The following is a 22792-nucleotide window of genomic DNA, read 5'->3' as shown; positions in this document are numbered from 1 at the left end:
GGCCGGAGTAACGACCACATTCTGGAAATTTCGGAAATTCATTCTTTTTTTAAAGCTCCCGTAAAAGACTGGCATCAAAGAGGTACTTCATGAGCGAACTCAAAGCCGGGTCCAAGGCTCCCGGTTTCACAGCACTCAACGAAAAAGGGGAAAAGGTCAAATTGACCGACCTGAGCGGAACCAAAGGAACCGTTCTCTATTTTTATCCCAAGGATCAAACCCCGGGATGTACGACCGAAGCCTGCGATTTTCGGGATAATTTTTCGAGAATCAAAAAGACCGGGTATAACGTGGTCGGAGTTTCGAAAGACAGCGTAAAATCACATCAGAAATTCATTGAAAAGCAAGAGCTGAACTTCACCTTGATCGCAGACGAGGACGGAAAGATTTGCGAATCCTACGGGGTCTGGCAGATGAAAAAGTTTATGGGAAGAGAATTTATGGGAATCGTCCGTTCCACCTTCCTCATCGGCGCCGACGGAAAAATCTTAAAAGTATATCCTAAGGTAAGCGTGAAAGGACACGTAGACGAGATCCTTTCCGATATCAAATCACTGGAGAAAAAATGAAACTGGATAAGAATAAAATCCAAAGCTCGATCGGAAAAAATCCGTCGAAAGCGTTTTATAAATTACAGATCCTACTCAAGGATCATTTTCCCGAGAATCTAAAGACGAAATTTTCCTTACAGACTTCTTCCGGAATTTTCACAGGAGACAACGGACAAGTTTTTACCGACGAATCCGAAAAGATCATCTATTTAGGGTTAGGCGATTCTTCCAAAGTAAAGATCCGCGGAGTCGCACATCACTTTTTCCAATTCGGAGAAAAGCTGAAAAAATGGGACGGCGTAGGATTGGAAATTCATCTTCCAAAAATTCTCACCACCGCTCTTTCTGCGGAATTGCTCGTGTATCAAATCTTGAATTCTTTGGAACAAGGCGCTTATGCGATCAACGTTCTTGCAAAAGAATTTAAGGAGAATTCCAAAAAGACCGGAAACGTTTCCTTTGTTCTTCAAGACGCGGCAAAAGTGAAGGAAGCCGAAAAAGGATTAAAACGCGGAAAAGTAGTCAGCCGTTACATCAACGGAGCGCGTTACATCGCGCATCTTCCCGCGAATCATTTCACACCGGAAGAATTCGTATCCAGATCCAAAGAGATCGCGAAAGACAACGGACTGAAGATCACCGTTTTCGACGAACCTCAGTTGAAAAAGGAAAAGATGGGAGGAATTCTTTCCGTCTGCGAAGGCTCCGATAAAAAAGCGAAGATGATTCTTTTGGAATATACTCCCGCTAAACCGAGCACCAAGAAAAAACTCGCGATCATCGGAAAAGGTCTTACCTTTGATTCCGGCGGGATCAGCATCAAACCCGCACAAGACATGCACGAAATGAAATACGATATGTGCGGTGCCGCCGCGGCCATTCACGCGATCGGAGCGATCGCAGAACTCGGATTAGGCGTTCCGGTAATCGCGGCAATCGGTGTTGCGGAGAATATGCCGGACGCGGCCGCCATCAAACCCGGCGACGTTTATACCGCTCACAACGGAATCACCGTAGAAGTTCAGAATACGGACGCGGAAGGACGTTTGGTTTTGGGAGACGTTCTTTCTTACGTTGGAAAAAAATTCAAACCGGACTATATGCTGGATCTTGCAACCTTAACCGGTGCGATCATCATTTCTCTCGGACACGAGGCCGCGGGTGTAATGAGTAATTCCGAGACTCTTACGAACTTACTCAAGGAAGCATCCGCGAGTTCGGATGAAAGAATTTGGGAAATGCCTCTTTGGGACGAATATTCCGAAGATCTCAAAAGCGACATCGCCGACATCCGAAACGTTGCGGGAAGAGCGGGTGGTTCCTTGTCTGCCGCTAAATTTTTGGAAAGATTCGTGGATCCGGGAATCGCTTGGGCGCATATCGACATCGCGGGCGCGGCCTGGAGAAAAAAATCTTCGGGAACTCAAATCGGAAACGGACCGACCGGTTACGGAGTTCGTCTTCTGGTAGATCTCGCCGAAAAAATCGGAAAGAAGAAGTAACCGATTTCGTCTAACGCTCTTCCGCGCTACGGATGTGGAGCGTGCGGAGCAGTCGCCTCGGAACGAGGCGACCGGAGCGAATGCGAAGCGCGTAACAAGCCGGGTCTGCGCGCTTCAATCATATTCTTTTTTTTGAATCTAATCCGCGCAGAAGCGCTTTAAAATTCACCCGTAGAAAACATTTCGCTCAAATGAATCACGATCTAAATCGTAGCTAAAGCCGCGTTTGCAAGATCGTAACCGCCGGTTTGAGCCGGATGAAAACCCGGTTTCAGATATAAGAAGAACGCTTTGGAAGTTTCCAGAAATAAAATTCTTCCGAAAGGCCTGGATACTTTCATATCGTGAAAATATTTTTTGAATCCGATTTCCTTATCCGTTAAAATAAACCAGTGTTGGAAAAATAAAACGTAACCCCAGAAAATCCAAGACGCTAAAAGGAATCCGAAAATTCTTAAGAAGTAACTGTTGGAAACCGTCTGAAGAACGTCGTATGCAACGGACTTGTGTTCGATTTCTTCGCAAGCGTGCCAAAGAAGAAGTTCTCTCATTTCTCCGTACGCGTGATCATGAAACCCGTGTCTTAAAGTGATCTCGCCCATCGTCGCGGTATAGTGTTCCATTCCAGCGGTCACGGAAAGTTTCAGTTTTTTTCCGAAGAAGAATTCGAAAAACGGAAGCATCACTTTGAACGCGCTCCATTCAAAAAATTTCACGAAACGTGCGACCGGTCTTCCTTGTTTTGCAAGAACCTCGAGAACCTTTTCGTGTTCTTTTCCGTGTTGCACTTCCTGTCCGATGAACGCTTTGATCCCGGTTTGCAGTTGAGGATCTTTCACTTGATCCGCATACGCCTTTACGCTTTTGATAAAGAATCTTTCCCCTTCCGGAAAAAGAATGTGATACGCATTGATGATATGTGTGATGAAAGAATTCCCACTAAAATAGTGATTCGGCAAATCGCCCATTCCCTCAAAGTCCATCTTACGAACCGTAGGTTGATTCGCGTTGATGGGTTTTAAATTTCTCTTTTTTGTTTTCGTTTCAACGGTCATATTTCACTCCTTCAAACTTATTATATCTTTGTAGCGATCACTATAGAATATTTTAAACCAAACCTCGCGCCGATCTCTGAAAAGATCTGATCGATTTCGAAATCAGTAGAGAAAATCGAACTTTTTTTGAGGGAGATGGTCGGAACCCCGGCCACTTTCCGAGTTTTCCAAAAGGATTTTAAGAATTCTTTTGAATTCCGGAAAGAATGGAAACGATTCCCAGCTCCAAGGTTTGGAAAAAATCGATCCGAAAGACCGCAAAATCCGGGGAAGAATTGAGAACTTTCGCAACGATCGGGGCCGGTTCGGCGTGATGCCAAAGACCGATGATCAGCGCGTGCAAATACGTAAGAAATAAAACGGCTTCATCCGACGTTTTGAGTTTTAAGACCCGGCAGAGTTCGGGAGCGGATTCAAGAACGCTCTTGCGAACGGAATCCTTAAACTTCAGCGCGCTTTCAAAAACCACGTTTTTCTCCAAAAGCGCCGAAGCGATCGCCATCAAACGAACCGTTCTTTGGTTTTCTTTTAAAGAATTCGTGATCCAAGACGCAAGTTCCGCCGAAGAAAGTCCCGGTTTTTTAGAACAAAGAAAATTCTGAAACGCCTCAAACCAAGCGTCGTAATCCATTCTATGAATTTCGAGAAAAAGTTCTTCCTTGGTTTTGAAATAAAGATACAGAGTTCCCTTCGCGACCCCGGCCTTTTTAGCGATCTGATCCATCGAAATTTTTTCAAAAGACGATTTGTTAAAAAGTGAAATCGCGGCACGAATCAAAAGTTCTTTTTTGATTTTCTTATCGTCGTCTTTTACGGCTCTGACTTTCATAGGAGCAAGTTTTCGTTTTAAGGGAGAATTCTTCGAATACGAAGTCTTCTTATTTCCAACAATCTTTCCGCCGATTACAAAAACAATCCCCTTTTCCATAAAAACATTCGATGTACGTGGTTGACAATGACTCAAGGTCATTATAAAATGACCGAAAGTCAATATTTAATGACCCTAAGTCATTAAAATAGGAGTCAAAGAAGAATGAAACGTAAAACCGTGTTAATCACCGGGTCATCTTCCGGAATCGGAAAAGCGGCCGCAAAGTATTTTCAAGCAAAGGGTTGGAATGTGATCGCAACGATGAGAAGTCCCGAAAAAGATCAGGATTTAAAAAATCTTCCCAACCTACTCTGCACAAAACTGGACGTAACTAAACCCGACACGATCGAAAAGGCGATTGGCGAAGGAATCAAAACCTTCGGCGAGATCGACGTATTGGTAAACAACGCGGGTTACGGACTTGTGGGACCTTTCGAAGGAGCAAGTAAGGAACAAATCCAAAGACAATTCGATACGAACGTATTCGGAGCGATGGATGTGATTCAAAAAATTCTCCCCCACTTTCGTAGCAATAAAAAGGGACTCATCATCAACGTGGCGTCCATGGGAGGAAGAATCACGTTCCCTCTTTATAGCCTGTATCATTCCACAAAATGGGCCTTGGAAGGTTTCACCGAATCGCTTCAATACGAATTGTCTCCGTTCGGAATTCGTGTAAAGCTTATCGAACCGGGTGCGATCGCCACCGATTTTATCGGTCGTTCTTCCGACTCCACGTCCGATCAAGCGCCGGGAGAATATAAAAAATTCTCGGACGCCGTTTTTAAAAACATGGAAGACGCGATGATGACCAGCCGATCCGAAACCGTTGCGAAAGTAATTTTCAAAGCCGCAAAAAGTTCTTCCAAACGTCTTCGTTACGTAGTAGGAATGGACGCTAAAGCGCTTTTAGGTTTGCGGAAATTTCTTTCAGACGGAGTTTTATTCTCCGTAATGAAACTCGCATTGCTTAGATCCGCAAAAACTGCGGCTTAATTTCGCACAATCAGGAGAGAGTTATGTTCGGGAATCGGATTCAAAAAATTTCTTTCTTATCTTTGATCGTTCTTTCGGGAATCGTCGTTTTGATCTTTTTACAAACGGGTTGTTTGAGTTCTTTCGGCGGAACTCCCGAAGGCAAAAGATTGGAAAGAATGCAGACTTCCAAAATGTTCAAGGACGGAAAGTTCGAAAACGATCCCTTTGTTCCAAATTTGATTTCCGGTTCTTATACGGAAATTCTTAAGAGACAACTTTTCGGAAGCGAACAAAGAACTCCTCCTTCTCCGATTCCGGTGATTCATCCGGATCCGAAAAGTTTTTCGGCGGTTCCAAAACCGGGACTTAGGGCGATTTGGTTTGGTCACGCCGGAGTGCTTGTGGAAATCGACGGGGTGAGAATTCTTACGGACCCCGTTTTTTCCGATAAGGTATCTCCGTTTACGAGCGTAGGCCCGGAAAGATTTTTCCAATCTCCGATCGCGCTCGAAGAACTTCCGCATATCGACGCGGTCGTAATTTCACACGATCACTACGATCATCTCGACATGATCACGGCTAAACATCTTTCTTCGAAAGGAACCAAGTATTTTGTTCCTCTCGGAATCGGCGCACACTTGGAACGCTGGGGTATTCCCGAATCTCAAATCGTGGAACTCGATTGGTGGGAAAAGGGAAACATTGGAAAGGTGGAAATCATCTGCACGCCCGCGGTTCATTATTCGGGCCGAGGAATGTTCAACGCTAAGTCCACCCTTTGGTCTTCTTGGAGCGTCATCGGTCCCGAAAATAAATTCTTTCATAGCGGGGATACGGGTTATTCTCCTCACTTTGCAGAAATCGGAAAACGTCTCGGACCATTCGATCTGACTTCGATCAAGGTCGGAGCTTACGACGTTACTTGGGAAGGAATTCACATGAACCCCGAGAAAGCGGTTCAGGCTCACGTGGACCTAAAAGCGAAACGAATGCTTCCGGTTCACTGGGGAACCTACAATCTTGCGATTCACGATTGGGACGAACCGATCCGTCGTAGCGTCGACGCGGCAAAAAATCTTTCCGTAGACTTGGTCGCGCCGAAACCGGGTGAAGTCGTGGATGCAAAAGCTCCGTTCGTTTTCGAACCTTGGTGGGAAAAGGTGAAATAACCGAAAGGTTCCTCGTTCAACAACGAAACGTATCACAGAAAAGTCCTCTCGGAGAGGACCGATTCAAGAACACTTTCGATCTATTTTTTAATCCGATTAGAATATTAGTTTATTCTAATTTTCTCAATCGCTCGAAGTTTGAACAAACTCCGAAGACGTTTTGATCTTCGCAAAGATATATCCGAGCCCCGATAAAAACGAAGCGTGCACCTGAGAAGCTGGAATTTTGATTTTTTCAAAAGAAAGTTCCTTGGTCGCGCAAGCGTCGGAAATAACGGTGATATCCTTATAGCCCATATCAAAGGCCGCTCTTACGGTAGAATCGACCACCATGTGCGTCATCATTCCGTAGACAACGAGCTTCTTTACCTTTTTACGTTTCAGTTCCTCATCCAATCCCGTGTTGATAAACGCATTGACCGTGTGTTTGATCAGAGTGGTTTCTCCGTGAATCGGTGCGTTTGATTCTTCCATTTGAACCCCTGCGGTTCCGGGAAAGAAGAAGGTGGCTCCTTTCCGAGTGGAAACGTGTTGAACGTGGATCACGGGCCATTCCTTTTTTCTAAAGTATTCCAAGACGATTTTTCCACGATTTGCGGCTTGTTCCGCGCCTTCCAATTCGAACTTTCCTCCCGGAAAAAAATCCTTTTGTACGTCCAAAATCAAAAGCGCCGTGTCGGCCTTTACGAATTCGGAAGAATCTAAATTCTCCCTTTTGCTAATCGTAGAACAGGAAACGGTCCAACATAAAATCGGAATCAACGCCGTTTTTGTGAATGAATTCATTCTTACCTCCCAATATCGAAACGCCGAGCATTCTTTCGAAGTCTGTTCGGTCCGTTTCGATCTATTAGGATTATAACTGATTCTTACTATTCTTAAAAATGATTTGTTTTGATAGATTAAATCAATAGAATTGATGATATGGAAATCTCGAGTCTAAAGATATTTAGGGAAGTCGCTCTGGAAGGAAGTTTTACAAAGGCCGCGGAAAAACTACACTACGTTCAATCCAATGTTACGATGCGCATTCAACTTTTGGAACGGGAACTCGGTGATCGATTGTTCCAAAGGACAAAGGCGGGTGTGATTCTCACTCCGAAAGGAAAAATTCTTTTGGAATACGCCGACAAAATCATCTTCTTTTCCGACGAAGCTCAGAAAGCGCTCTCCGCGTCGGGAGATCCGCAAGGAGCCCTTCGAATCGGTTCGGGAGAAACCACTTCTTCGATTCGACTTCCTTCTTACATCGCGAAGTTTCATTCTAAGTTCCCCAAGGTAAAACTTTCGATTCATCCGGGAAACACCGGGGATCTTTTGCAAGGACTTATCAAACGGGAATTGGACGGGGCTTTTTTGTACGAGGATTTTTCTCATCCTGAGACGGTCTCCCGACCTATTTTTACAGAGAATCTAAAGGTCGTAACTCCGAAGAATTTTCGGACGCTCAAGGCTCTGACTTCTTCTTTGGACAATCTTTCGATCCTCGTTTTTAAACCGGGATGTATTTTTCGAAACCGTTTGGAGCAATGGTTGCTTTCTCAAAAAATCGGACCGAGAACCGTCGTGGAATTGAATTCTATAGATTCGATTCTTTCCTGTGTTACGGCCGGAATGGGGATTTCTTTGCTACCGGAATCCATTTTGAAATCCAGAAAGTTGGACCGGTTCGTTTCCAGTTTTCCAATCCCGAAAGAATTTTCGCTGGTTCGGACCTTTTTCGTGTTTCGAAAGGACGTTTCTCCGACCACTGCCCTCAACGAATTCAAAGACGGTTTGTTTTCTTCGGTTGCTTAGGTGGTTTTCCGTGTCAGGTCCGAAGATTCGTAGAAGTATTTGTAAAATGGCCGGGGTTCCGACCAAATCTTATGTCTCCTAAAACGCTTCCAAAGACACTTTTAAAACCTTGACCTGTAGTGCGCCGCCAAAAAACTGGTATCAGATTGTGCATTGCACAAATTTGAATCTACGGAGGCATCCAGTGAATTTTCGCAAGATGACCCGATTTCGTTTCCGTTACTTACTTTGGTTGCTCTTACCCTTGAGCTTCCAACTGCTTCTCGCACCACTTGCGGGAGCCCTCAATCAGAAAAAGATCGTTCTGGACGAAGAATCCATCGAAATCAAAGCCATCCAGGCTTACGTGGCGGAGGTCCGACCATCCCTTTCCTCGGAATCCCTACAAAAACTTTCCCAAGTCATTCTCCAGGAATCCAGAAGACTGGATCTCGAATCCTGCACCTTCCGCTGTTCCGACACCGATAAAGTCAGCCTACTGATCGGATTGATCCATCTCGAATCCGAGTTTAAGGCGACCGCACGTTCTCCCAAGGACGCTCGCGGGTTTATGCAAATTATGCCCGCAACCGCAACCTGGCTTTCCAAAAAAGAAGGCTGGAAAATCAATTTAGCGGATCTTCACAAACCGGAAGTAAACATCCATCTCGGGGTTTCCTACTTAAACATTCTTCTGGATCAGAGAAAGGGAGATACAGCGAAAGCGCTTCTTTCCTACAACGCCGGACCGGGCGCGGTGGATCGTTGGGGTGGAGTTCCGGAATACAACAAGATTATCTTGAACAACCAATCCCGTTATTTCGAATTGAGAGAAAAGATTTCCAATTCAATTCAGTAACTTTTTATAATTTCGTTCGATAAGAATTCGAGCCGAGGCAATCTCCGTTTCGGCTCGTTCCCTTCTTTAAGCGGACGTTTAGAAAACCTAACGACGCTAAGGTGAGAATCCGATCGTTACGGAACCCAATCCGACTTGTTGAAGTATTTGTCGTCCATTTCCCGGAGAACACCGGATCTTCCGATCTCGGAAAGAAAGAATTCAAAATTTCTAATGAACACAGGATCGGACAATGGAAACGCGGCGCTGATATCCTCTCTTTGAACCGGTTCCAAAAGCGGTCTGAAATTGGACGCTACCGATTTGTCCTTGAGAAGAATTCCCTTGATATAAAAAGAATCCGCGACTAAACAAGTAGCGGTTCCGTTTTTCACAGCTTCCCAAGCCGAGGGAGTGTCGCCATAAGTGAAGATCCGATTGTTTTTGAATTTTTTAAGAAGGTATTCATGGCGATTGGAAAACGATCGAACCGCAAACGTAACCCCGCTTACGTCCGCCAAGTCGAGAATACTTCTAAAACTTTGAGTTGTGATGATACTTCCTTCAGGAGGCGGAGGCAACGCGGTCTTTCGAATCAAAGCCGCGGGAGTGGAAATCAAATACGCCGCGCTGAATTTCACCTTCTTCGATCGTTCCAAATTGCTCGATATTCCGGATAACGCCATATCGACTTCCTTCTTTTTGATCGCATCCGCGAACTCGCTGAACTCCGGATAAGGAATGAATTTATACTTCACTCCTAAAAAATCCGCGTATGCCTTTCCCAATTCGTAATCGAAACCGGGAAAACCTTCCTTCGCGTTCGGAACGTAAAACGGCTCGTCGGCTGGATTGCCTGCGACCTTCAATTCTCCCTTTTCCAAAATTTCCTTAAGCCTAGAAGAATTATAAAATTTGAATGTTTCTTCTTCCGCGTTTAACGGGGAATGTTCCGACAAATCGACAAAACAAAAAACCGTCAAAAAAATGGAATAAAGAATTTTGAAGATCGATGATCTCATGTTTTGCCTTTTTAAAGAAAACATTTCAGTCTTCCAGCAACTCCGAAAGATTTTTATAATATTCTAAACTTTCCGGATTGCTAAGAGCTTCCCTGTTCGTAACGGGTTCTCCTTGAACGGTTCTTTTTACCGCGATCTCCACTTTTTTCATATTGATCGTATACGGTATATCCGCAACCGCAAGAATTTTAGAAGGAACATGTCTCGGCGAAACCTTATCCTTGATTTCCTTTTTTAAGGTTTGAACCAAAGAATCGTTCAAGATTTTTCCGGGCGCCATCTTTAAAAACAAAACGATTCTTACGTCTTCTTTCCAATCCTGTCCGATGATGACGGAGTCCGCGATCTCAGGAAACGTTTCGATCAAACTGTAAAGATCAGCGGTGCCGATTCTCACTCCTCCGGGATTGAGGGTCGCATCCGATCTTCCGTAAACGACAAGTCCCCCATTCTTCTTTAGCTCCGCGAAGTCGCCATGGCACCAAACTCCTGGAAAACTTTCGAAGTATGCGGACTTATATTTTTTTCCTTCGGGATCTTTCCAAAAATACAAAGGCATCGATGGAAACGGTTGTTTGCAAACGAGTTCTCCCTTTTCTTCCGTTACGGATTTTCCGGATTCGTTCCATATCTCCACGTCCATGCCGAGTCCTCTGCACTGGATCTCACCTTCGTAAACGGGAAGGATCGGATTCCCCAAAGCGAAACAACCGTTGAGATCGGTTCCGCCGGAGATCGAAGAAAGTTGAAGATCCTTTTTCCAATTTTGATATACGTATTGAAAACCGATCGATGTCAAAGGCGAACCCGTGGATAAAACCGCGCGCATCGGACTTAGGTCCAATCCCTTCGGTTGATAACCCGATTTTTCCAAGGTAAGAATGTATTTCGCTCCGACCCCGAAGACGTTTATCCTTTCTTCTGCCGCGATTTGAAAAAGAATTTCCGGTCCCGGATGAAACGGATTTCCATCAAACAAAACGATCGTGGCGCCGACGGACAAAGAACTCACGAGCCAGTTCCACATCATCCAACCGCATGTCGTATAATAAAAAATTCTTTCATCGGGTTTGAGGTCGGAATGAAGAACCAATTCCTTCCAGTGATTGATGAATACTCCTGCTCCCTGCACCATACATTTCGGGAGCCCCGTCGTTCCCGAAGAATACATGATATAAACCGGATGATCGAAACCGGTTTGATAAAATTCAAGAGCCGCGTCTTGATTCTCCTTGAGAACACTTTCTAAAAAATGAATATTCTTCTTTGGATAATCTTCCGGTACGGTAGTCTTTGTGCCTTCTTTGAAATGCAAAAATCCTTTTTTGTAATCCGATACGATTACGGCTTCAAGAGACGGTATGGAAGCGAGAATCTGAGTTAAATTCTCCGCAAGTGAAAGATCCTTTCCTTTGAAAGCGTATCGATCCGTGGTAAACAATACCTTGGGTGCAATTTGACCAAAACGATCCAACACACCTTTGGCTCCAAAGTCCGGGGAACAAGAACTCCAGATCGCCCCGATCGAAGTTGTCGCGAGCATCGCGATCACGGTTTCTGGAACGTTAGGCATAAGACCGGCTACTCGATCGCCGGGAACCACTCCCCTTTTTTTCAGATCCTGCGCGACGGCCCCGACATAGGAACGCAATTCCGCATAACTGATCTCCCTTCTCGATCCGTCCTCTCCTCTATAAATCAGAGCGGGAAAAGAATCGTTTCTTCGGAGTAGATTCTCCGCAAAATTCAGTTTGGCCCCCGGAAAAAATCGGGAATCCGTAAAATTCTCCGCTTTGCGATAGGCCGTTTCGTATTTTTGAGAATGGACCGTTTCGGAAAATTCCCAAATACTTTCCCAGAACGCGCCTATATCCTTTACGGACCAGGCCCTGAGTTCTTCAAACGTGGTTAGATTGAGATTCTTTTTTTCTTTAAGAAATTTTTTATAACGGGTTAGATTGGAGGATTCGATTCGTTCGGATGAAGGCGCCCATAACTCTTGATGCATGTAAAATCTCGGTTCTTTATTTTTTCGCTCTCTATTACATTTTTTTCGAAAGGTCGGGTCAACATGAATTTTGATTGAGAAACGGGACGCGCTCTATATGTTTAGAAAAAAATAATTCCGAGAAAGCCATTGAACTCATTCGAACACATTCATTTTGCAGAAATCATTTTAATCGCGTCCGGTATTCTTTACACATTGCACGGTTTGATTCATCAGTTGATCGTCGGCGCCGCGGTCGGATTTTTTCAATTCCCGGATCAAAGACAGTCCCGTTTGATTTTGATGATGTGGATCACCACGGGCGCGTTTATGAGTTTTTTGGGTTTTCTTCCCGCGGCCCTGATTTTATTCTTCGGCCCGCAACCGGCGGTCGTCGCGACCTTGATCACAGAAGCGATCGCGGTGGGTTTTTTATCCCTTCACATTTATCTGTCAGGTTATAGAACCCACACACAACCGGTTAAGATCGGATTCTTTTTTAGCCTCGGTTTTACGATCGTTTTGGTGGGTTACTTGTTAAGTTTACGATTCTAAGTTAGACGAAATCTCGTTTAAGAACGCAGGTTCTTTTGATATTTGCTAAAATCCTCGAGCGCCTTCGTATACAGATGTTCCCTCAGATGGACTTTGAGGATTTCCAAAAAGACGTTCAGATTTTTGATTCCAACGCTCACTTTAATTTCAAATGAAGAATGATCGGCAAAGATAAGATTCCCCGAGTATGAATTGAATCGTACCGATTTTATATCGTGCCAAAAGATACGTTTCTCTTTCGTAAAAAAACCATTCTCCGTCATTCCCGAAGAATCAACGGATACGGAATAAAACTTAGAATAGAGCAGAATCCAAATTCCGAAAAAACAAAGAAGCAACCAAAACGATAAAAGAAAATTTATATTTCCGTTCTCGGCGGGAGGAATCAAAAAATAAGAACCTATAAAAATCAGAAAGAATAGAATCGATGTAATATATCCAGTGATGACAAAGCTCTTTGGAAGTTGGAACGTATTTTTTTTGGCTTCCGCATCGTTGGTCGTATCGCTAACGAATAACTTCTGAACCCAATATTTGGATACGACGAAGAGTAGAATGCTGAATAAAGATCCGATTGTGGTTGGAACGATATATTCTTTCATTTGGGGAAACTCATTTCACAGCTTCGCTGTTCGCCGGCAATTTCTCGAAAACTCAACAGTCGCTTTCTATGGATCGCGACTGTATGGAAGCGAGGATTTTCCAACTTCGTTGGAAACCAAATGCTTATCGCTCCGCGGCATTTGGCAACGTCGCTCTTTACGAGAGCGACGTTGGCTCGAAATAAGCTAAGTTCTCGGGGCCTTCGTGGATCACGATTCGATCGACTTTTCCACCCGCGGCATGCACACTTTCTTTGAGATAGTAGTAAAACCAACGCGCTATGTTTTCGGAAGTCGGATTGGTCGTCTTAAATTCTTCCAGATCGTTGATGAGAATATGATCCAATTTTGCTACGAGTTCTTTGAGCTTTTGTTTGGAAGTGAGGAAGTCGAAACTGATCCCGTCTTCACCGATATTCTTTTTTCCTGACAGATACAATTCCACTTTCCAGGAATGTCCGTGAATGGGTTCGTCCGAACCGTCCGGAAAATACCGGTATAGGAAATGAGAGGATTCAAACCGCTCCTCGATTCTAACGTAAAATCTTCCGGATTCTTCAAAAAACATAGCTCTTGACTTTCTTTCCCAGGTCTATATATTGGAAGCAACTGCAAATTCGAGGCGGTTTCGTATTCGACGAGGTTCGGCTCGGTTGTTTTTTCACGGTTTGCAGAGGCAAAATATCTCGCAAAGTTTTTCAAGGAGCGAGTATTTTAGTGATAGGAGATATTCAATGACAGAAGTGGTCAAGCCAAGATTTTATAAGGAAATGACTGTCGGTGAGGCTATGGCTGTTCACCCGGAAGCGGGGCTTGTTTTTTCGAGCTACCATTTAGGCGGTTGCTCTCACTGCTCCATAAACGAACTCGAAACCATCGAGCAAGTTTGTATGGGTTACGGCGTGGAAGTGGATGTTCTGATTGAAAGCCTGAACAATCTTCTCGAAGACTCGGAAGATTAATAAATCATCCCGGGGAAAAATCGTTTCTCCGGGTTTTTTCCTTCTCTTTAATTCCCCTTTTCTTTTCTAAGAACCCTGAGGCGGAATATAATAATAACGAACTCCGGCTTTTCTAAAATAATTCCGAATCCGATTGTCCTCGTTTCTAATCTCCGTTCCTTCGAGAGGTTTTAGACCTTTTCGAAAAGTTCCCTCGTTGATCTGAAGAATTTCGCCTAACGTATCAAATCGATAAAACTCGAGACCGGTTTCCCTTTTGAGAACGAGTAAGCTCATGGTCAAAAAACTTTCGTTTCTATATTCCTCTTCGTAGAGCCCGTATACGAAAGCGCTCGGAAAAATTCTATAAACCGCGCCCTTATACTCGACCGTATTTTTTCTTCGATCCAAATCCTTGAGAATGGTATAAGAAGAACGATCCGTGATGAAGTAAATCGTTCCACAGCGAAACGTAATATACTGATTTCCTTTTTTATTCGTGGCCGAAGGAAGCACAACTCCGGAGGAAATCATATCTCCGGGAGAATAGTGATGTTCCGCGATTTTTTCGAGACGATTTCGAAGGGTCTCGTCCAGAAACTCAACCGAGTCGGTGCGTTTCATCTTTCCGAGTTGATGAAAAATTCTATCAAACTCGTTCTTTTCGTAACCCTTGTTTTTCACAAAGGTATCGAGTTGTTTTTTGAGGGTTTTCAGTCTGATTTGAAAATAGGGAGAATCGTTTTTGCCCGCGAGACCGAACATTTCCTCCCAGATGGATTCCAATTCGCGGATCTCGTCCTTTTGGTCGAAGGTCTTTTTTTCGACCTCTTCCAATATGGATTCGAATTTATGTTTTAAATCGAAAAAGAATCGGGAATCTCTTACCGGGTCCATACGCGTATTTTTATTATCGGACGTTGTATCGTTTTTTTCAACGGGAGAATTTTCCGAAAACGACGCGCCCTAACTTTAGTTCGCGTGTTTTCTACTCTTGATGGAAAGAATGATTCCCACCGCAGTCATGGACATGATCAAGTGCGATCCGCCATAACTCATAAACGATAAAGGAATCCCGGTCACGGGCATAAGACCGATGACGATTCCTATGTTGATCGCCATGTGATAAAAAAGAAGCGCCACGATCCCGGAAGCGAGAAGGGACCCGAATCTATCCTTACTTTCGTAACTGATCTGAAGTCCGCGCAGAGGAATCGAAAATAAAAAGAACAATAAGAAAACCGAACCCAAAAACCCGGTTTGTTCCGCCCAAGAAGCGAAGATAAAGTCGGTGCTGGATTCCGGAACGTGAGGAATTCTTCCCTCGGTCATTTCCGCGTTCATAATTCCTTTTCCGAAAAATCTTCCGGAACCGACCGCGGGTTTGGACGCGCGCAATTGATAACCCGCACCTTGTTTGAATTCTTCCGGATTTAAGAACGCGGTCAGACGAACGACCTGATTTTCACGGAACGGAACCGTTTTCATAACGATCACCGCGGAAATCAGACTGATTCCTAAGATCCCGAGAGGAATATAATATTGTCTTAATGTTCTGCTTCCTCTCGCAATTCTGATTCCCACCATCACGAGACTCGCGATCAAAAAGATCGCTCCGAAAGTCAGAAGAAGTTTTTGATTGGATAAAATCTTAAAGAAAAATCCGCCTTCCACTTCAACGACTTGATCCACGACTTCTTTAAGAGCGTTTAACGTCTTGGGTGTGAGGTTCGCGGCTTTTAAATCCTTACCGTCGAGTGCGAGCCAGATCTTTCCTCCGAGTCGATTGACCACGGATAAAAGATCTGTCTTTCCGGTTCTTTGTAAAAAGTCCGAGATGTCGTTTATCAAAGTCAGTCTGGAATATTCCACGAACATAGGAACCATCAATGTGATTCCTCCGAAAGCGAGCAAGGACCCGATATGAAGAATGTCCGCTCCTCCGAGAAAGAGCATCGTAAAAAGAATCGGTAAAAAGGAAACCGCGGTTCCGAAGTCCGGTTGCAGAAGAATAAAAATCATCGGAACGATCACGATTACGAACGGAATCGAAAGAACGACGAGGTTCTTCATATCCTTTTCTTTGAGAACCATAAACTGTCCCAAAAGAATCACCGTGGATAGTTTTGCGAACTCCGAGGCTTGGATCCCGATCGGTCCGAGTTTAAGCCAAGAACGAGCCCCTCTTCCCGAAGGTAAATGTCCGATCCCCGGAATCAAAGTGATCATCAAAAGAAAAACCGTAAACACATAGATCACGAGAGCGTAAGCGCCTAACAACTGATAGTTGACGCGAGATACGAAATACATGATCACAAGGCCGATGATAAAATAAAACAACTGACGATACCACTTTCCGGGTCCGTCTTCGAAATTGACTTCCTGACTGTAAAGAGTCAGTACGCTACAAAGAACTACGATTACGACGGAGATCACCAAAAAGTAATCGATCTTTTCAATGGACTTATCTGGCTTCAAGCGTTCCCTCCTGTCCGGTCGACGGTGAAGAAGGCGGAGCTATATCTTGCGATTTTTTGAATGTTCCCGGCGGGAACGCGGCGTGAAACATTTCTCTTGCAACCGGCGCGGCCCCTGCGGCCCCACCGACTCCGTATTCCACGAACACGACGATTAACACCTGTTCGCTGGCGGGTGCGTTAGCGGGCGCGTATCCTACGAACCAAGCGTGGTTGGAACCGGAGGCGCCCCTTCTTCTGGTTTGAGCCGTTCCCGTTTTACCCGCGATATCGGGTAAGAACGGTTTGTTTAAAACGTATGCGGCGGTTCCGCTTTTTACGACCAGTTTCAATCCTTCCTTGATCGCTTCCACGGAAGATTGATTGATCGGAATGTCTCTTAAAATTTGAGGAGTGGTTCTGTTGATGATGGAGTTATCCACCGGATCTCGAATCTCGCTCACTACATACGGTTGATAGATCTGTCCTCGATTGAGCAAGCCCATATAAAACAAGGCCATCCCCATCGGAGTAGACGAGATAAAACCCTGACCGATGGATAAGTTGATCGTGTCCCCGTCGAACCACTTGGTTCCGTATGTTCTTTTTTTCCAAGCGGAAGAAGGAACAAAACCGGTGATCTCCCCCGGAAGATCGACCTTAGATTTGTTTTCCAATCCGAAAAGACGGGAGTAATTCAAGATCGCATCGGAACCGAGCTTGTATCCGAGATTGTAAAAATAAACCGAACAGGATTTTTGAAGAGCGTGTGCGAGATCGTTGGTTCCGTGACCGCCCTTTTCCCAACACATAAACACCTGATCGGGAACACCCGCGAACGTGGACTTCAATACGAAACTACCGTTGCAGGAATAAGAAGTCTCCGGCGTATAACCGATCTTATGTTGGCTTTCCAGAGCCGCAAGAGCGACTAACGTTTTGTATGTCGACGCGGGAGGAAACTTGGATTGAATCGCAAGATTTAAAAATCCACCGTTATCCTTTACGCGTTTGAAGTGACCGGTTCGATCGGCTTTATTCTTACCGGAAAGAATGTTCGGATCGTAACTCGGATTGGAAGCCATCGCGAGAATTTCTCCTGTTGCGACCTTAACCGCGATCGCGGTTCCTCTACTTCCTTTGAGCGCCTTGTGCGCGGCGATCTGAATGTCCTTGTCGATCGTTAAGATAAGATTATTGCCCGGAGAAGAATGTTCCACGACACGTTCTTCTTCGATGTTCCCTTCGGAACTTCGTTTTTGAATTCTAAATCCGTCCATACCCCGAAGTTCGGAATCGTATTCTAGTTCGAGACCGTTCTTACCGAGATACTGATAGGATTTAATTTCTCCCGCTACAAGATCGTCTCTTGTGGGTTTTCCGATATAACCCGTGACGTGCGCGAGCGCGGGTCCCATCTTGTAGATTCTTCTCGGAGAAGGAAGAAGAATGATGTATTTTGATATATTATCGAATACTGATATTCTTTCCTGTTGAGCGGTTGTGATACCTTCTAAAAGGACGATCGGTTTTTTGGATTTAAGATTTCTAGAAAAACGAGGTTCGATCAGTTCGTCTTCGTAATACGAGATCGGAATCGAAAGGGTTCTTGCAAATTCGTGAATGAACGTTTTTACGGAAGCCGGATCGTATTTGAACAGGGACGTATTTAAAACGGCGTCCAAAGAGGAATAATTCGAAACAAGAGCCATCGAAGTTTCCGGCGTAAGAAAGTTTCGATCGAACATCTGGCCGCGGGCCGCGGGCATGATCTCGCTCTTTCTTACGAACTTCTCCGCTTTGAGAGCGTTGTCCGTTCCGTTAAAAATCTGAAGATTGAATAACTGAAAGATAAACGCGGCTAACGTAAAAACTACGAGCCCGGAAAAGATATAAAGACGAAGACGGAAACTTCTTTCAAGACGGTATTCCGACGCAGACTGCGCTCCGCCTAACAACTTACGCGTCCCCCATGTGATCCAGTTGATAGATCCAAGTCAAAGCGTAAAAGAACGCGGGCGCGATCAGCGCGTTGAAAATGGAAGTGAAGAATAAGGAATAACTCATATTCTCGTGAAAGAAAAGGGAGAATAGATAATACGTCGCGATTCTCGTTACGAAGGTGATCAGTAGAGAATAGATCGTGATCGAAAGATAATTCTCGTGATACGCGGAGCGTGCGAACTTACCGACCAAATATCCGATCAGACAAAACGTCAAAGAATGCAAACCGATCTTATACGTTACGACGTTGCCTACTGCGATTTCACCGCCGAGACCGGAGTCCGTCAAAAGACCTCCGAAAAATCCGATCCAAAGTCCATAGAGCGGACCTCTTCGAAGCGCAAAAAACAACACGAGAAGAATCATAAAGTCCGGTTTGATCGCGGAGCCGATCTCGAAAAGATTCGAACCGTTTAAGAAGTGCGCGATTAAGATACCGACCGCGATAACTAGTTTTTCTAAGATCATTGCAGGTCGTCCTCGCTCGGAGCCGCACCGGGATTCTTAGGCACGGTCGTCTGCGGCTTATTGCCGTTAGGTGGAAGAGGATTCTTGGATTGATTGTCTTTTTGACGATCTTCTCCCGGATAATTGAGTTCTCCGAAATACGGATTTTCGATCGTGATGTTTTGTCCTTCCGGCCAAGTCTCGAGCCATTTTTCGGGTAACTTGAGAATGATGGTTACACTTTCGAGCATTTCGAATCGAACGAACGGTTTTAAGAATGCGGTTTTGAAACTTCCGTTTCGTTGTCCTTCTTCGGTAATGATTCCCACAGGAATTCCCGCGGGAAAAACTCCACCCCCACCCGAAGTATAAACCGGTTTTCCGATCTTACTCAAGGACTCGGTGTATTGAATCATCTCGCTCGGTCCCATCGGATATTCTCCGAACACTCTCGGGTCGATGATGATTCCGCTGTCGATATAATTCAAAAGAGCTTCGGTTCCTCTTCCCGAGTTTCCGGAAAGATTGGCCCAAAGATTCGTATCGGGCATCGATACTCCCATGTTGAAGTTGGAGTTGATGAGCGGTTGTACGACCGCAGATCCGCCGGTGACCGCGATGACTTTACCGACAAGCGCTTCGATGATCGCGCCTTTTTGATCCACCGCTCTTGCGGTCACGGGCATATAAGGTTTGAGACCCGCGTCCGCACCTTTATCGATGATGATGGTTCTATAAATCGAATTCAATCGAACGGATAAAACTTCCGCCTTTAAGCTCGCGTATTTTTGTCTGCTTTGAAAACGAAGTTCTTTACGAAGAGTATCATTCTCCCGATTCGCTTTTTCCAAATCTTGTGGAAGAAGTTTATAATCTTCCATGACCGCTACGCAAGAATCCCGTTCCTTACGAACGGTTTCAAAAGATTCTAACTTGTTGTATGCGCCTTTGAAAAATCCACCGAAGGAATCGATGGAGCCGGATACGATATCTCCGACTCTTTGGAAACTTGCGATTCCTCGTACGATTACGTTGCTTCGAAAGGTTAAGGAAAGAATGGAGAATAGAACGCAAAAGAGGAGAGAAACAGTCTCTTTACTTCGGCTGAGTTGAAACCATAACATCGAATCTTCTTTTGCTCCCCGCCTCGCCCGAACCGAAGAGGTCCGGGACTAAAGCGCGTTTTTCTCGAAACGGATTAACGAATTCCCGGTTTGATGTATTTCAACTCGTCGAGATACTTTCCGGTTCCGAGTACCACGCAGGTAAGAGGGTTTTCCGCACGGAAAACGGGAACGCCCGTTTCTTTGGAAAGATACGTTTCGAGTCCTCTCAAGAGACAACCGCCTCCGGTAAGAACGATTCCTCTTTCCACGATATCCGATGCGAGCTCGGGTGGAGTTCTTTCCAGAACTCGTTTGATTCCATCTAAGATTTCATCGGTCGGTTCTTTGAGAGCCTTACGGATTTCATTGGACTCGAGTTCCAAGGTTCTTGGTAAACCGGAAATCGCATCCCTACCGCGCACTTCCATCGTCTCCGCTTTCTTTTCAGGATAAGCGTTTCCGATCGTAAGTTTGATATCTTCCGCGGTTCTTTCCCCGACGACCAGGTTGTATTGGTTTCTGAGATATTTGATGATTGCTTCGTCGAATTCGTCCCCACCCGTACGGATGGATTCCGCGATTACCATTCCCCCCAAGGAAATGACCGCGATCTCGGTAGTTCCACCGCCGATGTCCACGATCATGTTTCCCGCAGGTTCGTTGATCGGAATGTTTGCTCCGATCGCCGCCGCAAGCGCTTCTTCGATCAAAAAGATTTCTCTGGCTCCGGCCTGTTCCGCGGATTCACGAACGGCGCGTCTTTCCACCTCGGTAATTCCGGACGGAACTCCGATTACGATTCTCGGTTTTACGAAAGTTGTGCGGTTGTGCACTTTTGCGATAAAATAACGGATCATTTTTTCGACGGTTTCGAAGTCGGCGATTACCCCGTCTTTCATCGGGCGGATCGCAACGATCTCGCCGGGTGTTCTACCAAGCATACGTTTTGCTTCTTGCCCTACTGCGAGAACTTTACCGGTAGCCGCGTGAACCGCAACTACGGAAGGTTCGGAAAGAACGATCCCTTGTCCTTTTACATGCACCAGAGTATTTGCCGTCCCCAGGTCGATTCCCATATCGTTGGAAAAGAGGGCATAGAGATTATCAAATATCATTTCGTGTACCTTTCAACCGTGGAGGTTTGTTATCTTTATTATCTGTTTAAAACGGAAATTTCTGGAGAACTTTCCGGCTTGGACCGGTTTCAATAATTTCAGCGGTGAGGTTCCCGGCAACCTCAAAACAAAAAAATCAGAAAACAAATTAAGCTGGATTCGATTTTAGCGAAAAAGCATTCTGTTCAACCATGGTTCAGGAAAAACCTCTCGCGGCCATCGACCTCGGCACCAATTCATTCCACATGATCATCGTTCGAGTTCGTACAAACGGAACCTTCGAAGCCATCGCTAGAGAAAAAGAATCCGTTCGTTTAGGGAATCGTCTGCAGGAAGGCGGACCGATCGATCCGGATTCGTTTCGAAGAGGCATCGATTGTCTAAAACGATTCAAGGTCCTCGCCGAAAACGCGGGAGCCGAGATCAGAGCGGTTGCTACAAGCGCGTTAAGAGAGGCTTCCAATCAGGAAGAATTCTTAGAAGCCGCTTATCAAGAAGCCGGTATATCCATCGATGTAGTGAGCGGTTACGAAGAAGCTCGTTTGATCTACTTCGGAATCCTCCAAGGCATCCCCGTTTTCGATCGAAAGATCATGATGATCGATATAGGCGGCGGAAGTACGGAGATTTTAGTCGGACATAGAGGCAACATTCTATTTTCCAAAAGTTTTAAGTTAGGGGCCATCCGACTCACCGAAAAATTCTTCAAAGAAGAAACACTTTCCAACTCCGATATCCGAAAGTGCAGACTTTATATCGAAGAAATGCTCCTTCCGTTTCGAAAAATTCTCCGGGATTTAAAACCCGACTTGGTCGTGGGTTCTTCGGGAACGATCCAATCGATCGCGGGAATGATTCTCGCGGCGAGAGGTGAAACCGAAGAGATACCCTTGAATAACTTCTCGTTCGTAACACCCGAATTTAAAAAGATCCGCAACCTGATCTTAGAAGCGGACACTTCCAAAAAAAGGGCCAAGATCCCGGGCCTCGACGCGAAACGAGCGGACATCATCGTGGGCGGAACCTTGATCCTCGAGGAAATTTTCGATCTCGCAAACGTCCCCGCGTTGACCGTTTCCGAGTTCGCACTTCGGGAAGGAATCGTCTACGACGCGATCCGTAAATGGGAACACTTCGAGAACACGGAACATTCCAAACACCTGGATGATATTCGTCAGACTGCGGTTCACAACTTTATGCGCGCCTTTTCCCGAGACGAAGAATATTCCCAACACGTAGCCGAGTTGAGTCTTCAGATCTTCGACCAACTGAAAGGTCTTCACAAACTCGGACAGGAACAACGCGAACTTTTGGAAGCCGCTTCTCTGTTGCATGAGATCGGACAATCGATCTCTCATTCCGCGTATCACAAACACAGTTATTATATGATTCGAAACTCGGAGATGCTCGTTGGTTTTACGTTTCTAGAAATCGAAATCATCGCTCTTACCGCGCGTTATCATAGAAAGAATACTCCGAAGCCGAAACACAGGGAGTTCAATAAAATCGCGGAGAAAAACCGAAGCCTGGTTTTACAACTTTCCGCGATCTTAAGAATCAGCTCCGCGTTAAACCGAAATCGAGGCGGGCTCGTTTCCTCCGTGATCTGCAAGATCGAAAAAAATCGAATCCAGTTCGCATTAAAAACGAGCAAGGGTTACGATCCTTCTTTGGAGATCTGGGCCGCGGAAGAACAAAAAGAAGCCTTCGAGGAAACCTTCGGTTACTCGGTCGTGTTTACGACCGCTCCGTAAGTTAAACGGAACCTAAAAGCGGTCGACCGAGGTCAAAAACATTCGAAATTAATAATATTCTAT

General features: G+C 45.2%; 22 protein-coding genes. 9 read left to right on the top strand and 13 right to left on the bottom strand.

Annotation, left to right across the window (positions count from 1 at the left end; all coding sequences use genetic code 11):
- Positions 1-89 precede the first annotated feature (89 nt).
- Together bcp and CH367_RS04630 are read left to right on the top strand one after the other, a co-directional pair.
- Entirely contained in the window at positions 90-569 is a 480-nt protein-coding gene (gene bcp, locus CH367_RS04635; RefSeq protein WP_100761270.1) for a thioredoxin-dependent thiol peroxidase, read from the top strand.
- Positions 566-2053 carry a leucyl aminopeptidase family protein gene (locus tag CH367_RS04630; protein WP_100761269.1) on the top strand — a complete coding sequence of 496 codons (1488 nt, stop codon included), beginning with the start codon at positions 566-568 and terminating at the stop codon, positions 2051-2053. Before bcp ends, CH367_RS04630 begins: the two co-directional genes overlap by 4 nt.
- A gap of 203 nt (positions 2054-2256) precedes the next feature.
- Here the strand turns inward: CH367_RS04630 and CH367_RS04625 are convergent, their stop codons facing one another.
- A complete protein-coding gene (locus CH367_RS04625; RefSeq protein ID WP_100761268.1) occupies positions 2257-3108 on the bottom strand; it encodes a metal-dependent hydrolase in 852 nt (283 codons plus the stop codon).
- A gap of 178 nt (positions 3109-3286) precedes the next feature.
- The gene (locus CH367_RS04620) at positions 3287-4036 is read right to left on the bottom strand and encodes a TetR/AcrR family transcriptional regulator (RefSeq protein WP_165783209.1); all 750 of its coding nucleotides are present in this window, start codon (positions 4034-4036) and stop codon (positions 3287-3289) included.
- 105 nt (positions 4037-4141) lie between these two features.
- Between CH367_RS04620 and CH367_RS04615 the strand changes: the two genes are divergently transcribed.
- Together CH367_RS04615 and CH367_RS04610 are read left to right on the top strand one after the other, a co-directional pair.
- Positions 4142-4975, top strand: a complete 834-nt coding sequence (locus tag CH367_RS04615) for an SDR family oxidoreductase (protein ID WP_100761266.1) — start codon at positions 4142-4144, stop codon at positions 4973-4975.
- A gap of 23 nt (positions 4976-4998) precedes the next feature.
- On the top strand, positions 4999-6126 hold the full coding sequence (locus tag CH367_RS04610; protein ID WP_100761265.1) for an MBL fold metallo-hydrolase: 1128 nt from the start codon (positions 4999-5001) through the stop codon (positions 6124-6126).
- A gap of 123 nt (positions 6127-6249) precedes the next feature.
- On the opposite strand, the gene CH367_RS04605 is transcribed toward CH367_RS04610, so the two are convergent.
- The gene (locus CH367_RS04605; protein ID WP_100761264.1) at positions 6250-6912 is read right to left on the bottom strand and encodes an isochorismatase family protein; all 663 of its coding nucleotides are present in this window, start codon (positions 6910-6912) and stop codon (positions 6250-6252) included.
- 138 nt (positions 6913-7050) lie between these two features.
- On the opposite strand from CH367_RS04605, the gene CH367_RS04600 reads away from it, so the two are divergent.
- Positions 7051-7923 carry a LysR family transcriptional regulator gene (locus CH367_RS04600; RefSeq protein ID WP_100761263.1) on the top strand — a complete coding sequence of 291 codons (873 nt, stop codon included), beginning with the start codon at positions 7051-7053 and terminating at the stop codon, positions 7921-7923.
- Between the two features lie 184 nt (positions 7924-8107).
- Positions 8108-8761: a lytic transglycosylase domain-containing protein gene (locus tag CH367_RS04595; protein WP_100761262.1), complete on the top strand. Its 654-nt coding sequence runs from the start codon at positions 8108-8110 to the stop codon at positions 8759-8761.
- A 116-nt stretch (positions 8762-8877) separates the two neighbouring features.
- Here the strand turns inward: CH367_RS04595 and CH367_RS04590 are convergent, their stop codons facing one another.
- Together CH367_RS04590 and CH367_RS04585 are read right to left on the bottom strand one after the other, a co-directional pair.
- Positions 8878-9762, bottom strand: a complete 885-nt coding sequence (locus CH367_RS04590; RefSeq protein ID WP_165783208.1) for a substrate-binding periplasmic protein — start codon at positions 9760-9762, stop codon at positions 8878-8880.
- A gap of 25 nt (positions 9763-9787) precedes the next feature.
- A complete protein-coding gene (locus tag CH367_RS04585) occupies positions 9788-11770 on the bottom strand; it encodes an acetoacetate--CoA ligase (protein WP_100761260.1) in 1983 nt (660 codons plus the stop codon).
- A gap of 129 nt (positions 11771-11899) precedes the next feature.
- Here CH367_RS04585 and CH367_RS04580 point away from each other — a divergent pair, with 129 nt between their 5' ends.
- Positions 11900-12304, top strand: coding sequence for a hypothetical protein (locus CH367_RS04580; RefSeq protein WP_100761259.1), 405 nt, complete (start codon positions 11900-11902; stop codon positions 12302-12304).
- Between the two features lie 17 nt (positions 12305-12321).
- On the opposite strand, the gene CH367_RS04575 is transcribed toward CH367_RS04580, so the two are convergent.
- Positions 12322-12906: a hypothetical protein gene (locus CH367_RS04575; RefSeq protein ID WP_100761258.1), complete on the bottom strand. Its 585-nt coding sequence runs from the start codon at positions 12904-12906 to the stop codon at positions 12322-12324.
- 157 nt (positions 12907-13063) lie between these two features.
- Entirely contained in the window at positions 13064-13474 is a 411-nt protein-coding gene (locus tag CH367_RS04570) for a 6-carboxytetrahydropterin synthase (RefSeq protein ID WP_100761257.1), read from the bottom strand.
- A gap of 166 nt (positions 13475-13640) precedes the next feature.
- Between CH367_RS04570 and CH367_RS04565 the strand changes: the two genes are divergently transcribed.
- The gene (locus CH367_RS04565) at positions 13641-13868 is read left to right on the top strand and encodes a DUF1858 domain-containing protein (RefSeq protein ID WP_010574154.1); all 228 of its coding nucleotides are present in this window, start codon (positions 13641-13643) and stop codon (positions 13866-13868) included.
- A 66-nt stretch (positions 13869-13934) separates the two neighbouring features.
- Here CH367_RS04565 and CH367_RS04560 read toward each other — a convergent pair whose 3' ends face one another.
- The 6 genes from CH367_RS04560 to CH367_RS04535 all read right to left on the bottom strand — a co-directional run bounded on the left by CH367_RS04560 (position 13935) and on the right by CH367_RS04535 (position 20975).
- Entirely contained in the window at positions 13935-14744 is an 810-nt protein-coding gene (locus tag CH367_RS04560; RefSeq protein ID WP_100761256.1) for a hypothetical protein, read from the bottom strand.
- 75 nt (positions 14745-14819) lie between these two features.
- Positions 14820-16325 carry a rod shape-determining protein RodA gene (gene rodA, locus CH367_RS04555; RefSeq protein ID WP_100761255.1) on the bottom strand — a complete coding sequence of 502 codons (1506 nt, stop codon included), beginning with the start codon at positions 16323-16325 and terminating at the stop codon, positions 14820-14822.
- Complete coding sequence (gene mrdA, locus CH367_RS04550) at positions 16312-18261, bottom strand: penicillin-binding protein 2 (RefSeq protein WP_100761254.1); 1950 nt, start codon at positions 18259-18261, stop codon at positions 16312-16314. Before mrdA ends, rodA begins: the two co-directional genes overlap by 14 nt.
- A 1-nt stretch (position 18262) precedes the next feature.
- Positions 18263-18775: a rod shape-determining protein MreD gene (mreD, locus tag CH367_RS04545; RefSeq protein WP_100761253.1), complete on the bottom strand. Its 513-nt coding sequence runs from the start codon at positions 18773-18775 to the stop codon at positions 18263-18265.
- Positions 18772-19878: a rod shape-determining protein MreC gene (mreC, locus tag CH367_RS04540; RefSeq protein ID WP_100761252.1), complete on the bottom strand. Its 1107-nt coding sequence runs from the start codon at positions 19876-19878 to the stop codon at positions 18772-18774. Before mreC ends, mreD begins: the two co-directional genes overlap by 4 nt.
- 74 nt (positions 19879-19952) lie before the next feature.
- A complete protein-coding gene (locus CH367_RS04535) occupies positions 19953-20975 on the bottom strand; it encodes a rod shape-determining protein (protein WP_010574148.1) in 1023 nt (340 codons plus the stop codon).
- A gap of 191 nt (positions 20976-21166) precedes the next feature.
- Here CH367_RS04535 and CH367_RS04530 point away from each other — a divergent pair, with 191 nt between their 5' ends.
- A complete protein-coding gene (locus tag CH367_RS04530) occupies positions 21167-22729 on the top strand; it encodes a Ppx/GppA phosphatase family protein (protein WP_100761251.1) in 1563 nt (520 codons plus the stop codon).
- The last annotated feature ends 63 nt before the right edge of the window (positions 22730-22792 follow it).

The sequence above is a fragment of the Leptospira barantonii genome, from assembly GCF_002811925.1.
Lineage (GTDB): Bacteria > Spirochaetota > Leptospiria > Leptospirales > Leptospiraceae > Leptospira > Leptospira barantonii.
Note: the sequence above shows the minus strand (reverse complement) of the source record. Positions and strands in the feature narration are given on the sequence as shown.